Here is a 14,112-nt window from a genome sequence, read left to right as displayed (position 1 = left end):
TATAGAAGGAGTGATAAAATATGTCCATTTATAAGGATAAAATTAGTAATGGTATAAATCTCTACATAAATCAAATGAAAAAATTTAAAACAATTACGATAAACATTTATATACATAATAAGCTTGGAGATGACGCCACAGAATTTGCTTTGTTACCTTCAGTATTAAAAAGAGGAAGTAAGAATATTAAAACATATAAAGAAATAACTAAATATCTAGAGGGTTTATATGGTGCTACATTATTGTTTTCAGTATATAAAAAAGGTGAAAGGCAGATAGGACAATTTAGACTAGAGATAGCCGATAGTAACTACATTAAAGATGATATTACAGAAGAAGGAATTAAATTTTTAGCAGATATATTATTGAATCCATTAGTTGTGAATAATGGGTTTAATAAAATATACGTTGACCAGGAAAAAGAAATACAAAGAAATTTAATAAATTCAAGGATAAATGAAAAGACAAAATATGCTGTCGATAGGTGTATAGAAGAAATGTGCAAAGATGAGAATTATTCTATATACGAGCTTGGCAATGTAGATTACCTCGACAAAATTGATGAATCTAATCTCTATGAATATTATAAAAAATGTATAAGGACATTGCCAATTGACATATATGTAACAGGGAATGTTGACAAAGAGAAAATCAAATATTTTTTCGAAAAATATTTTAATATCAATAGAGATAATATCATCGATATACCGGATACTCCGATATATAAGAAAATAGAAAAAGTTAATTATGTAAGAGAAGAATTAGATGTTACACAAGGTAAATTGACATTAGGATTTAGAACAAATGTAAAACCGAGTGATAGCGAATATTTCCCGCTTCTTGTATATAGTGGGGTTCTTGGTGGTGGTCCATTTTCAAAATTATTTATGAATGTTAGGGAAAAGGCGAGTCTTGCATATTATGCGCATTCAAGGCTTGAAAGATTTAAAGGCCTTATGCTTATAATGTCAGGTATAGAAATAAAAAATTATCAGAAGGCTTTAGATATTATATTAAAACAAATTGAAGAAATAAAAAACGGTAATATAACTGACTATGAATTTGATTCAACATTAAAGGCATTAAATACATCGATGAATTCTATAAAAGATAATGCAACACAGATTTCTGATTTTTATTTGTCACAGAATTTGGCACATTTGGATTATGATATAGACGAATTTTTACATAAAATAAATGAAGTGACTATAAATGATGTTGTTGATGTTTCAAAAAAGATAGAGTTAGATACTGTATATTTTATGACTAATAAAGAAGGAGGGACTCAAAAATGAAAGAGCTATACAGCAAAATAATAGGCGAAATGATGTACTATTATGAGCATGAAAGCGGCTTGAAGGTATATATAATGCCAAAAACAGGATTTGTTAAACAGTATGCCATGTTTGCAACACATTATGGATCCAATGATAGCAAATTTATTGTACCAGGTGAAGCAGATGTAACACATGTTCCTGATGGCATAGCACATTTTTTAGAGCATAAAATGTTTGAAGAGGAAAAAGGTAGTATATTTGAGGAGTTTTCTAAGGAAGGTGCTTCTGCAAATGCATATACAAATTTTACAACTACCGCTTACCTTTTTGCAAGCACTGACAAATTCTATGAGAACTTAAAACTTCTTTTAAATTTTGTTCAGCATCCATACTTTACAGATGAGAATGTAGAAAAAGAGAAGGGCATAATTGCACAGGAAATTAAAATGTATGAGGACGACCCTGCATGGAGGTCATATTTTAACATGCTTGGTGGATTGTACAATGTTCACCCTGTAAAAGTTGATATAGCTGGTACTGTTGAGTCAATTTCAAAAATAGATAAGGATATTTTATACAAGTGTTATAAAACTTTCTATCACCCATCAAATATGGTTTTGTTTGTAACTGGTGATATAGATTATAAAGAAGTTATTGACATTGTCAACTCAAACATAAAAGAAAAGACAAAACAAGGCGAAATCAAAAGAATTTATCCAGACGAGCCTAAGTCTTTATGTAATAGATATGTTGAGCAAAAAATGGCTGTTTCAATGCCTTTGTTTAATATTGGGTTTAAAGACAAGGACATTGGTTATGGTGGTTTGAAACTTCTTAAAAAAGACATTGTTACTCAGATATGTCTGGAACTTTTGGCGGGCAAAAGCTCGGATCTTTATGAAAAACTCTATAACGAAGGTCTTATCGATACTACATTTGAAACAGAATATGTTGGTGAAGTTGATCATGGATATTCAATAATTGGTGGTCAATCAAAGGATCCATTATCAGTGAAAGAAAAGATTATAGATGAATTAAAAAAAGTGGATGAGATAACCGAAGATGATTTTGATAGGATTAAGAAAAAAATAACGGGAAGATTTTTGAGGGCATTTAATTCTGTTGAAAGTATATCACATAGCTTTATTTCATACTATATGAGGGACATAAATATACTTGATTATCCTTCAGTTATTGATGTGGTAACATATAAGGATGTCTTAGACAGATTTAAAAATCACTTTAATGAAGAAAATTGTGTATTATCTGTTATAAAACCTTAAGTTAAGTATTACATATTTTGTAAAACGAGTTTAACTCGTTATTTTTTTTTGAAAAAATTTTATTATTTTTGAAGGATTTTTAAGTTTTATATAGAATAAACATAATAAGTGGTTTAAAGTGGTGCAAAGTGGTTTAATGTGAAATGGAAATGGGTGTATTAATATGTTAATGGGACAATACGACCATACAATAGACGCAAAGGGCAGAGTAATCATACCTGCCAAGTTTAGAGAGGAACTTGGTGATAAATTCGTGTTGACAAGAGGACTTGATAACTGTCTTTTTGTATACTCATTAGCGGAATGGTCAAATATAGAGATGAAACTTAAATCACTACCACTTAACAGAAAGGATGCAAGGGCATTTACAAGGTTTTTTCTTGCTGGTGCCACTGAATGTGAAATAGATAAACAGGGAAGAGTATTAATACCGACTAATTTAAGAGAGTACGCAAAAATCGATAAAGAGGTTGTTATAATAGGTGTTTCTTCGAGAGTCGAAATTTGGAGTAAAGAAGTTTGGAACGATTATTCAAATAATGTTGACATTTCATTTGAAGATGTTGCAGAACACCTTGATGATTTAAATATATAAGGTGATCTTATGGAATTTAAACATAAAAGTGTATTGTTAAAAGAAACAATTGAATATCTAAAAATAAAGCCTGACGGTATTTATGTTGATGGAACGTTGGGCGGTGGTGGTCATTCATATGAAATATTAAAGTTAATTGAGAAGGGTAAGTTAATTGCAATTGATAGGGATATGGATGCGATAAGTGCGGCGTCAGAAAAACTTAAGGAATTTAACAATGTTGTATACGTACATGATAATTACAAAAATATTAAAGATATTTTAAAGAAGTTTAATATTGCCAATGTCGATGGTATCTTACTTGACCTCGGCGTTTCGTCATATCAGCTTGACAAAGCAAAACGTGGTTTTTCTTATATGCATGATGCCCCACTTGATATGAGAATGGATAAGGAAAGTCAGCTTACTGCAGATTATATTGTTAATAAATATTCTGAAGATGATATAGCAAGAATATTAAATGATTATGGTGAGGAAAAATGGGCTAAAAGAATTGCAAAGTTTATAGTTGATGAAAGGGAAAAAAGTCCTATAAAAACAACATTTCAACTTGTTGACATAATTAAAAATGCAATACCTGCTTCAGCAAGAAGGAAAGGACCACATCCTGCTAAACGAACATTTCAGGCTATAAGAATTGAAGTGAATGACGAGTTAAAGGGACTTGATAATGCAATATCTGACATGATAGACGTGTTAAAACCTGAGGGCAGAATTGCAATAATTACATTTCATTCCTTAGAGGATAGGATTGTCAAGAATACATACAGGAAACTCGAAAATCCATGTACATGTCCACCACAAATGCCATGTACATGTGGTAAGAAGCCGGTAATAAAAATTATTACAAAAAGACCCATTACACCTGAAAAAAATGAAATTGAGATAAATCCAAGAGCAAGAAGTGCTAAGTTAAGAATAGCTGAAAAACTACATAGTTCTAAAGTATAAGGAGGAAGAATAAATTGGTATTGGAGAATAACAATTATGGTTATGATTATAAACCATATTATGAAGAAGAAAAATCTAAAAAACCAAAAAGAAACAAAAAGTTAAAAAATCTCATGCTAATTTTTTTTATAGGTTCTCTAAGTATTACCTTATTGTTTAGATATGCATTAATATATCAAAAGTCTGTTGCTTTAAGCAAGATGGAGTCAAAAGTCAGTGAAATTGAAAATCAAAACCAGCAGTTAAAAGTTAAAATTGCATCACTATCAGATTTACAGAAGATTGAAGATGTAGCGAAAAATAAATTGGGTATGGTTGAACCTGAAAAGGGACAAATTGTTTATATCAATGTAGGTAAAACTAATAAAACTATGGTAAATAAAACAAATGATAATGGTAAAAATAAAAACTTTTTTGCGAGGATATTAGGACTGCTGGTGAGATAGGAGGGATTTATATATCACCAAGCATTTCAACTAAAAAAAGGATATTGTTTTTATTGTTTTTTACCATAATCATAATTTTAGTACTTATAATAAGACTATTCTGGATTCAGATAGTAAAAAGTGAGGCATATCAAAAATTAGCTATTCCACAATGGACACTTGATGTTACTGTGTCGCCCAAAAGAGGCTTAATATTAGACAGAAATGGAAAAGCACTTGCCGAAAGCGCCAGCTCAAATAAAATTAGTATAATTCCAAAAGAATTGAAGTCTAATCAAAGAGATGAAGTTGTAACAAAACTTGCAGAAATACTGAAATTAAAGAAAGAAGACATATTAAAAAAGCTAAATAATAATAGTGTTCAAGAGGTTTTGATAGCAAGAAGAGTAGATGATGATACGGCAAATGAGATTAGGAAATTAAATATTTCAAGCATAATAGTTTCCGGTGATACAAAAAGATATTATCCTGAAAAAAATTTAGCCTCCCATATACTTGGTTTCACGGGTGTAGATAATCAAGGACTTGATGGTGTTGAGTCAGTATTTGACAGTTATTTAAGGGGTATTCCCGGAAGGATATCATCTCCAGTTGATGCTATTGGTAGGAAAATGAGTGATGGGGCTGAAGAATATGTTGCTCCTATTGATGGTTATAACGTAGTATTGACGATTGATTCTAATATACAGCATTTTACAGAAAAAGCACTTGATGAAGGCTATGCTCATACTAGGCCAACTAAAGGTGCAGTAGCATTGGTAATGAATCCTAAGACAGGTGAAATATTGGCAATGGCTTCAAGGCCAGATTATGATCCGAATAATCCATTTGCAGGTCCAAATGATCAATGGTTTAAATATTGGAGGAATAAAGCTATATCTGATTCGTATGAGCCTGGATCTGTTTTTAAGACAGTAACTGCTTCAACAGCATTAGAAGAAGGTGTTGTAAGTCCGAATGATCATTTTTATGATCCAGGATATATTATGGTTGCAGGACAAAGGATTAATTGTTGGGCAACACACGGCAGTGAAACTTTTGTACAAGGCGTACAAAATTCTTGCAATGTAGTTTTTGCAACTGTTTCGCAGAGACTTGGTGTTGATAAATTATATAAATATATTCATGCTTTTGGGTTTGGCGAAAGAACGGGTATAATTTTACCAGGTGAAGCATCAGGACTTGTAATGAAAGAAAAAAATGTTGGACCTGTTGAACTTGCTACAAATGCATTTGGCCAGGGTATAGCTGTTACACCATTACAAATGGTAAGGGCTGTTTCTGCAATTGCAAATGGCGGAAAGTTGATGGAACCGCGTATAGTAAAATCTATTGTTGACGCAAATGGAAATACAGTTAAAGAATTCAAACCTAAGGTTATAAGGCAGGTTATATCTGAAAAGACATCAGCAACAATGAGAGAGATACTACGAAGCGTTGTTGCCGAAGGAACAGGAAAAGCTGGATATATTGAAGGATACGATGTAGGTGGCAAGACGGGTACAACGGAAAAATATACACCGGGTAAATATGTAGCATCATATATAGGATTTGTACCAACTGATGATCCTCAGGTAATTGTATTAGTAGTAATTGATGAACCAAATGCAGAAACACATTTTGGAAGTGCATTAGCTGGGCCTGTTGTAAAAAGTATATTATATGATACATTGACATATTTAGATATTAAACCTAAGGGAATAGAAATGAAATCACAAGTTAAAGTACCAAATGTGAGAAATATGAATCTTATGGATGCACAAAATACCTTATTAAATGAGAAACTGCAATTTGCGATAGAAGGTATGGGAAATACTGTAGTGGACCAAATGCCAAAACCGGGCGCAATGGTGGAAGAAAACACTACGGTTGTATTATATCTTAATGAATATAATAATATCCAAGAAGTAAAAGTACCTGACCTAAAAGGAAAGACTATTACTGAAGCGACAGAACTACTAAATTCATTGGGACTAAAGATTAAAATTAATGGTACTGGTGTTGCTGCAAGCCAGAAACCAGAAAAGGGTGAACAAGTTGGTAAAGGTACAACTGTCGAAGTTGATTTTAGGCCACTGGAAAATTAATTCAAGCACAATATGCAGTTTTTTATATATGCAAACTGCATTATTGTGCTATACTATTAATGTATATAATGAAATAGGAGGCCTATTATGAGACTTGCAGATGTGATGAAAGATATAGACTACAATATTGTAAAAGGTGATATAAATGTTGAAATAAAAGGAATATGCTATGATTCGAGAAACAGTAAAGATGGCTCCATGTTTGTAGCAATTAAAGGATTTAAAGTAGATGGTACAAATTTTATAAATGATGCTATAAAACTTGGAGCTAATGTAATAGTCTTAGATCAAGATATTACTGTCAGTGATGATGTAACGGTTGTTAAAGTCAATGATAGTAGGAAAGCTTTAGCTAAAATAGCTGCTAACTATTATGGAAACCCATCTAAACAACTCTTTTTGATAGGGGTAACTGGCACAAATGGAAAGACATCTGTTACATATATGATAAAATCTATACTGGAGAGTCAAAACAATAAAGTGGGATTGATCGGAACAATTCATAATATGATTGGCGATAAGGTTTTTCAATCAGAACATACTACACCAGAATCACTTGATTTACAAAGGTACTTAAGGCTTATGGTAGATGAAGGTGTTAAATACGTAGTTATGGAGGTTTCTTCACACTCTTTAGCGTTAGACAGAGTTGATGAGTGTGACTTTGATATAGCTGTCTTTACAAATTTAACACAAGACCATTTGGATTTTCATAAGACGATGGAGAATTATGCGAATGCCAAAGCCAAGCTTTTTAGGATGGCAAAGACAGCATGTATAATAAATATTGATGATGATTATTCATCATTAATGATTGAGAACTCAAACGCGAAAGTTGTTACATATGGTATCAAAGACTATGCTTACATTATTGCAAAAGATATAAAGAATAGCTTAAAAGGTGCCAAATATAAAGTGCAAATAGAGGACAAAAGGGAAGATATAGTGCTCAAGATACCAGGTTTATTCAGTGTATATAATTCATTAGCTGCTATATCCGTAGCATTTATCCTTGGAATTCCTCTTCAATCGGTTAAAATGTCATTGAGCAAGATACAAGTAAAAGGAAGATTTGAAGTTCTTGACATAGATAAACCATATTATGTTGTTATTGATTATGCGCATACACCAGATGGCATTGAAAATTTAATGAAAGTTTTCGATGAGTATGAAGTAGGTAAGAAAATACTGTTATTTGGCTGCGGTGGTGATAGAGATAAGGGCAAAAGACCTATCATGGGTGAAATTGCAGGAGAGTATGCGGATTATGCTATTATTACATCAGATAATCCGCGAACGGAAGATCCAATGACAATAATAAATGAAATTGAAGAGGGAATTAAAAAGACAAATTGTCCATATACAATTATAGAAAATAGAAAAGAGGCTATAAGATACGCACTTTCTATTGCTAAGGAAAATGATGTTGTAATATTGGCCGGCAAGGGACACGAAACATATCAAATATTGAAAGATAAGGTAATTCATTTTGATGAAAGGGAAATAGTAAGAGATATATTAAATGGAGATGGAAAGAATTGATAGATTTAAAAATAGAAGAAATAATTAAAGCCGTAAATGGTGAATTATTATCTGGAGATTTAAACACAACAATAAATGGAATAAGTACTGATTCTAGGACAATAAAAGAAGGTGAACTTTTCATACCATTAAAGGGTGAAAAATTTAATGGGGAGGAATTTTTAGAAAAAGCACTTCAAAAGGGATCTGCTGCTTTAACTGAGTCAGTTGAAAATAAAGGCAAATATGATAAACCAATAATACTCGTAAGAGATACAAAAGATTCTTTACATAAATTAGCAACATTTTATAGAAAAAAGTTTAAGATTCCGTTTATAGCTATAACAGGAAGCAGTGGGAAGACTACTACAAAGGATATGATATACGCTGTTTTATCAAAGAAGTATAATGTGCTAAAAACGGAAGGTAATTATAATAATGAAATAGGGTTACCATTGACAATATTTAGACTTAAAAAAGAGCATAGTATAGCAGTTGTTGAGATGGGAATGAGCGGATTTGGCGAAATAAGGAAACTAAAAAATATAGCGATGCCTGATATTGCTGTCTATACTAATATAGGTGTAGCACATATAGAAAAATTAGGATCAAGGGAGAATATATTGAAAGCTAAATCTGAACTTGTCGAAGACTTTAAATGTGGAAATACAATAGTTCTAAACGCTGATGATGATATGCTAATAAAGCTATTAAATAAAAATGGTGTTGAATATTACACATATGGAATAAATAATGGAGATTACAAGGCATATGGCATAGTAAGCATGGAAAATGGTGTTAAATATAAAGCCTTAATTGATAATGATGAAATGGACATTGAACTTTGCATTCCGGGTCGGCATAATGTATATAATTCATTAGCGGCTATTTGTATAGGAATTAAATTTGGTGTCAATAAAGAAGATATAGAGGAGGCATTAAGAGATTTTAGACCAGGAGCAATGAGGCTTAATATCACTGATGTTAAAAATATTAAGATCATTAACGATGCATATAATGCAAACCCCGGGTCAATGAGAGCGGCTATTTCGGTGTTAAAATATTTTAATAATAGAAGAAAAATAGCTGTACTTGGTAACATGCTTGAGCTTGGCGAATATTCTAATATTGGCCATGAGGAAATAGGAGAATATGTAAAAGAGTCAAATATTGACATTCTAATTACCATTGGCGATCTTGCGAGAAAAATAGCTGAAGGTGCACTTAAAAAGGGAATGTCATCTATTAATGTATTTGTATGTAATGATAACAAGGAAGCAATAGATAAATTAAAAAATATTATGAAGAAAAATGATGTATATCTTATAAAAGGTTCAAGGGGTATGAAGATGGAAGAGATCGTTAAATTTTTACAGGAGAGTGCTATTTAATGATGCAAAAGATGATATTTGCTACAATAGTATCATTTCTAGTATGTATTTTATTAGGACCATTGATAATTCCATGGCTTAAAAAACTAAAATTAGGTCAAAATGTTAGGAATGATGGCCCCAAAACACATCTAAAAAAAGCTGGGACTCCGACAATGGGCGGTATTATATTTATTTTATCACTGATTATAACAGATATGATATTTTCAAAATGGGATAAATATATGGCATTAGTCCTTTTCATTACTATCGGGTATGGACTTATTGGCTTTTTGGATGACTTTTTAAAAGTCTATTATAAGAGGTCATTGGGACTTACGGCAAGACAAAAGCTATTGGGTCAATTTATCCTCGCAATAATATTAGCATATTTTGCAAAAAATTTTATTGGAACAGAAGTAATTATCCCATTTATTAAAAGAGAAATAAATATAGGATATTATTATATTCCTTTTATAATGTTTGTTGTTGTCGGTACTGTCAATAGTGTCAATCTAACTGATGGTCTTGACGGTCTTGCAACAGGGGTTTCTTTCATGGTTACTGCGTTTTTTGCATTAATAGCATTATTTATGTTCAATACATCATTGACAATTTTCGGTGCTGCACTGACTGGAGCACTTTTGGGATTTTTAAAATTTAATAGGTATCCTGCTGAAGTTTTTATGGGTGATACGGGATCACTTGCAATTGGAGGCGCTATAGCGGCATTAGCAACACTTACTAAACTACCGGTTATATTACCGCTTGTAGGTATAATATATGTAGCTGAAGCATTGTCTGTGATTATTCAGGTTATTTCATTTAAACTCACAGGGAAAAGGGTTTTTAAGATGAGCCCGTTGCATCACCATTTTGAACTTTCTGGGTGGCCCGAGACAAAGGTAGTAACAGTATTTTGGTTAGTAACATTTGCAGCAGTTTTTATATCATTTTATGGTATAAGCTAACTTGAAATTATATTAGGAGGATTAATAATGGATTTAAAAGGGAAAAAGATAATAGTAGCGGGTCTTGGATTAAGCGGAAAAGCATTATGCAAGGTTTTGACGGAATTTGGTGCATTTGTATACGCATATGATTCAAAATCCGAAAATGAACTTAGGGATATATTAAATGAACTTAAAGATTATAACATAAATTATTATTTTAAAGAAGTATCTGATGAATTGCTAAAAGATGCTGAATTAGCGATAGTAAGCCCAGGTATACCAGTTGATTCTGATATTGTCACAGAATCTATAAATAGAGGTATAGAAGTTATAGGTGAGGTTGAATTTGCATATAGGATATCAAAAGCACCTATTTACGCGATAACTGGTACAAATGGAAAAACGACGACAACATCTCTATTAGAAGAGATATTTAAAAATGCTGGTAAGACTACTTATGCTGCAGGCAATATCGGATACCCTTTGGTTGAGGCGGCATTAAGAGCTGGAACTGAAGATTATATTGTTGCGGAGATAAGCAGTTTTCAATTAGAGACAATAAAGGAATTTAAGCCCAAAATAAGTGCTATTATAAATATAACACCGGATCATTTGAACAGGCATAAAACACTTAGCAATTATATAAATATTAAAGGACGAATATTTAAAAATCAAGATTCACATGATTATACTGTACTTAATTATGATGATAAAAATATAGCTTCGTTGTTTAAAATTGCCAAATGTAATGTATTTCCATTTAGCAGGACTAGGGTTTTAGAGCATGGTGCATATTGTGCGAATGGTAAGATTGTTATAAGTTTCAAAGGAAATAAATATCCAGTAATTAATACAGATGATATTTATATACCTGGAGGGCATAATGTTGAAAATGCAATTGTCGCATCTTCAATGGCCTTTCTCGCAGGTGTTGATATTTCAATTATTGAAAACACATTAAAAACATTTAAAGGCGTAGAACACAGAATAGAATATGTGACAAATATAAATGGTGTTAAATATTATAATGATTCTAAAGGTACAAACCCTGATGCGGCAATTAAAGCAATTGAAGCTATGAAAGGACCTATAGTTCTAATTGCAGGTGGTTATGATAAAGGTGTAAGCTTTGATGAATTTACTAAGTACTTTAATGGCCACGTTCGTAAATTATTGCTTCTTGGTGCGACAAAAGAGAAGATATATGAATCAGCTATTAAAAATGGCTTTTCAAAAGATGACATAATAAGGGTCAATAATTTAGAAGAAGCAGTTGATGAAGCATATGAGATAGCAAAACCCGGTGATAACGTACTTTTGTCACCTGCATGTGCAAGCTGGGATATGTTTAACAATTTTGAGGAAAGAGGTAAACTCTTTAAAGATAAAGTAAATTCTTTAAGGGGGTAGTACATAGTGAATAGGAAATATCCCGTTGATTACAATATATTAATTTCTGTTTTAATCTTAGCTTCAATAGGTGTGATAATGGTATTTAGTGCAAGTTCTGCAAATGCTTATTATGAATACCATGATTCATTCTATTTTTTGAAAAGGCAGCTAATATGGGTGATACTAGGTTTTCTTGCTATGACTTTCATGATGAATTTTGATTATACTAAGTTAAAAAAATTAACTGGTTTTTTGCTAATTTTATCGATAGTGCTTCTTATAGTTGTTTTATTACCAGGTATTGGCAGTACAAGATATAATGCTACTAGATGGATTGAAATAGGTGGACTCACAATACAGCCATCCGAGTTTGCAAAATACACTATCATACTCTTTTTTGCAAAATATTTTGACAAGAATCCGGACTATGCTAAAAGCTTCAAAAAGGGTGTCTTACCTGTATTAACTCTTGCAGGGATTTTCTTTGTACTAATAATGAAACAGCCAAATTTTAGTACAGCTGGTACGATATTTATAATATCTATAATATTATTATTTGTAGCAGGTGCAAGATTATCCTTTATGATGACATTATTTGGACTTGGAGGTTCGGCTGCATTAATTATAATATCAACCGTTAAATACATAAGACAGAGAGTATTTACATTTTTAAACCCATGGGAAGACATAAGGCAGCATGGTTATCAGATTGTTCAATCATTGTATGCACTTGGTTCGGGTGGTTTATTTGGAGTAGGTCTCGGACGAAGTAGACAAAAATTTATGTATTTGCCTATGCCGCAGAATGATTTTATTTTTTCTATAATCGGCGAGGAACTTGGATTAATAGGTACTGCTACTATTTTACTATTATTTCTATATTTAATAATTAGAGGCTTGAGGGTAGCTGCAAAAGCACCGGATGTATTTGGATGTTTGACTGCTACAGGAATTATAGGACTTATTGGTGTACAGACACTTATAAATGTTGCTGTTGTAACATCATCTATGCCTGCTACAGGTGTTCCATTACCATTTATTAGTTATGGTGGAACATCTACAATTATAATGATGGCAGCAATGGGGATATTATTAAATATTTCACGCTACGCAAACATGGACAGGAGTTGATTTAATTGAAATACTTAATGACAGGTGGTGGTACGGGTGGACATATATATCCTGCTATCGCAATAGCAAATGAAATAAGAAGAAACGAGAATGATGCAGATATATTATTTGTAGGTACAGAAAAAGGCTTAGAAAAGGAGCTTGTACCTAAATCAGGTTATGTGCTTAGGACTATAAGAGTAAAGGGGTTTAAGAGAAAAATATCTTTGGATACAATAAAAACCGTAAAAATAGCCTTTGATGGTTTGTTTGATGCAAGGAGAATAATAAACGAATTTAAACCAGATATAGTCATAGGAACTGGAGGATATGTATGTGGGCCCGTAGTAATGATGGCAGTTTTAAAACATATCCCTACATTAATACATGAACAAAATGCCTTTCCGGGTATAACAAATAGAATTCTCTCAAGATTTGTAAATATAGTTGCAACTGCATTTGAAGATTCTAAAAAATATTTTCATAATAAAGATAAAGTGTATGTTACGGGTAATCCCGTGAGATTAGAAATTTTAAATGTCAATAAAGATCAAGCTTTAAAAAAACTCGGATTAGTTCAAGACAAAAAGGTGATTGTATCTGTTGGTGGGAGTAGGGGAGCTGCCAAGATTAATGAATGTATGGTAGATTTACTTAAATACATAAATGACGATGTACAAATATTAATAATTACGGGAAAAAATCAATATGATACTGTAATAAAAATGATGAAAGATTACGATATAGGAATAAAGGATAATATTAAGATAATTCCATATTGTTATAATATGGAGGATATTTATGCTGTTGCTGATATTATGATATGCAGATCAGGCGCTATAACGCTTGCAGAATTAACGGCAACCAAAACTGCATCGATCTTAATACCGTCACCAAATGTAACACATAATCATCAGGAATACAATGCAAGGGTATTGGAGAAAAACGGGGCGGCGTTAATAATACTTGAAAAAGATTTAAGTGGGAAAATTTTATATGATAAAATTAATTCAATATTAAAAAACCCCGTTTTGCTTGAAAAGATGAAAGTAAGCGCTAAAAAAATGTCTAAGGTTAATGCGGCAAATGATATATATAAACTCATAAATAAGCTTAAATGACTATAT

At 31.9% G+C, this 14,112-nt stretch carries 12 protein-coding genes; all 12 read left to right on the top strand.

The genetic code is table 11. From position 1 onward, the window contains the following. Positions 1–20 precede the first annotated feature (20 nt). The 12 genes from yfmF (at position 21) to murG (ending at position 14,106) form a co-directional block, all read left to right on the top strand. Positions 21–1,295 (top strand): EF-P 5-aminopentanol modification-associated protein YfmF, encoded by a 1,275-nt coding sequence (gene yfmF / locus CPG45_RS01160; protein WP_096230251.1) that lies wholly within the window; start codon positions 21–23, stop codon positions 1,293–1,295. Continuing rightward, positions 1,292–2,560 carry an EF-P 5-aminopentanol modification-associated protein YfmH gene (yfmH, locus tag CPG45_RS01155; protein ID WP_096230250.1) on the top strand — a complete coding sequence of 423 codons (1,269 nt, stop codon included), beginning with the start codon at positions 1,292–1,294 and terminating at the stop codon, positions 2,558–2,560. Before yfmF ends, yfmH begins: the two co-directional genes overlap by 4 nt. Positions 2,561–2,723: 163 nt before the next feature. Beyond that, positions 2,724–3,155: a division/cell wall cluster transcriptional repressor MraZ gene (gene mraZ, locus CPG45_RS01150; RefSeq protein WP_096230249.1), complete on the top strand. Its 432-nt coding sequence runs from the start codon at positions 2,724–2,726 to the stop codon at positions 3,153–3,155. Positions 3,156–3,164: 9 nt separating this feature from the next. Continuing rightward, on the top strand, positions 3,165–4,106 hold the full coding sequence (gene rsmH / locus CPG45_RS01145) for a 16S rRNA (cytosine(1402)-N(4))-methyltransferase RsmH (protein ID WP_096230248.1): 942 nt from the start codon (positions 3,165–3,167) through the stop codon (positions 4,104–4,106). Positions 4,107–4,120: 14 nt separating this feature from the next. Then, on the top strand, positions 4,121–4,552 hold the full coding sequence (locus CPG45_RS01140) for a septum formation initiator family protein (protein WP_096230247.1): 432 nt from the start codon (positions 4,121–4,123) through the stop codon (positions 4,550–4,552). Beyond that, complete coding sequence (locus tag CPG45_RS01135) at positions 4,531–6,639, top strand: stage V sporulation protein D (RefSeq protein ID WP_502695812.1); 2,109 nt, start codon at positions 4,531–4,533, stop codon at positions 6,637–6,639. The genes CPG45_RS01140 and CPG45_RS01135 overlap by 22 nt, the downstream gene beginning before the upstream one ends. A gap of 87 nt (positions 6,640–6,726) precedes the next feature. Then, positions 6,727–8,181 (top strand): UDP-N-acetylmuramoyl-L-alanyl-D-glutamate--2,6-diaminopimelate ligase, encoded by a 1,455-nt coding sequence (locus tag CPG45_RS01130; RefSeq protein WP_096230245.1) that lies wholly within the window; start codon positions 6,727–6,729, stop codon positions 8,179–8,181. Further along, the gene (locus CPG45_RS01125) at positions 8,178–9,551 is read left to right on the top strand and encodes a UDP-N-acetylmuramoyl-tripeptide--D-alanyl-D-alanine ligase (RefSeq protein ID WP_172856449.1); all 1,374 of its coding nucleotides are present in this window, start codon (positions 8,178–8,180) and stop codon (positions 9,549–9,551) included. The genes CPG45_RS01130 and CPG45_RS01125 overlap by 4 nt, the downstream gene beginning before the upstream one ends. Next, positions 9,551–10,501, top strand: coding sequence for a phospho-N-acetylmuramoyl-pentapeptide-transferase (mraY, locus tag CPG45_RS01120; RefSeq protein ID WP_096230244.1), 951 nt, complete (start codon positions 9,551–9,553; stop codon positions 10,499–10,501). The genes CPG45_RS01125 and mraY overlap by 1 nt, the downstream gene beginning before the upstream one ends. A 27-nt stretch (positions 10,502–10,528) precedes the next feature. Beyond that, on the top strand, positions 10,529–11,893 hold the full coding sequence (murD, locus tag CPG45_RS01115; protein WP_096230243.1) for a UDP-N-acetylmuramoyl-L-alanine--D-glutamate ligase: 1,365 nt from the start codon (positions 10,529–10,531) through the stop codon (positions 11,891–11,893). A 6-nt stretch (positions 11,894–11,899) separates the two neighbouring features. Continuing rightward, positions 11,900–13,006 (top strand): stage V sporulation protein E, encoded by a 1,107-nt coding sequence (gene spoVE / locus CPG45_RS01110; RefSeq protein ID WP_096230242.1) that lies wholly within the window; start codon positions 11,900–11,902, stop codon positions 13,004–13,006. A 5-nt stretch (positions 13,007–13,011) separates the two neighbouring features. Then, complete coding sequence (murG, locus tag CPG45_RS01105) at positions 13,012–14,106, top strand: undecaprenyldiphospho-muramoylpentapeptide beta-N-acetylglucosaminyltransferase (protein ID WP_096230241.1); 1,095 nt, start codon at positions 13,012–13,014, stop codon at positions 14,104–14,106. The last annotated feature ends 6 nt before the right edge of the window (positions 14,107–14,112 follow it).

This window comes from Thermoanaerobacterium sp. RBIITD, from assembly GCF_900205865.1.
Classification (GTDB): domain Bacteria; phylum Bacillota; class Thermoanaerobacteria; order Thermoanaerobacterales; family Thermoanaerobacteraceae; genus Thermoanaerobacterium.
The sequence above is the reverse complement of the archived record's forward strand: the minus strand, read 5'-3'. Positions and strand labels throughout refer to the sequence as shown.

Bases quoted from the DNA above. Each gene is read 5' to 3' on its own strand.
- yfmH (WP_096230250.1), top strand. From the start codon at position 1,292: ATGAAAGAGCTATACAGCAAAATAATAGGCGAAATGATGTACTATTAT.
- CPG45_RS01130 (WP_096230245.1), top strand. From the start codon at position 6,727: ATGAGACTTGCAGATGTGATGAAAGATATAGACTACAATATTGTAAAA.
- yfmF (WP_096230251.1), top strand. From the start codon at position 21: ATGTCCATTTATAAGGATAAAATTAGTAATGGTATAAATCTCTACATA.
- mraY (WP_096230244.1), top strand. From the start codon at position 9,551: ATGATGCAAAAGATGATATTTGCTACAATAGTATCATTTCTAGTATGT.
- mraZ (WP_096230249.1), top strand. From the start codon at position 2,724: ATGTTAATGGGACAATACGACCATACAATAGACGCAAAGGGCAGAGTA.
- rsmH (WP_096230248.1), top strand. From the start codon at position 3,165: ATGGAATTTAAACATAAAAGTGTATTGTTAAAAGAAACAATTGAATAT.
- murD (WP_096230243.1), top strand. From the start codon at position 10,529: ATGGATTTAAAAGGGAAAAAGATAATAGTAGCGGGTCTTGGATTAAGC.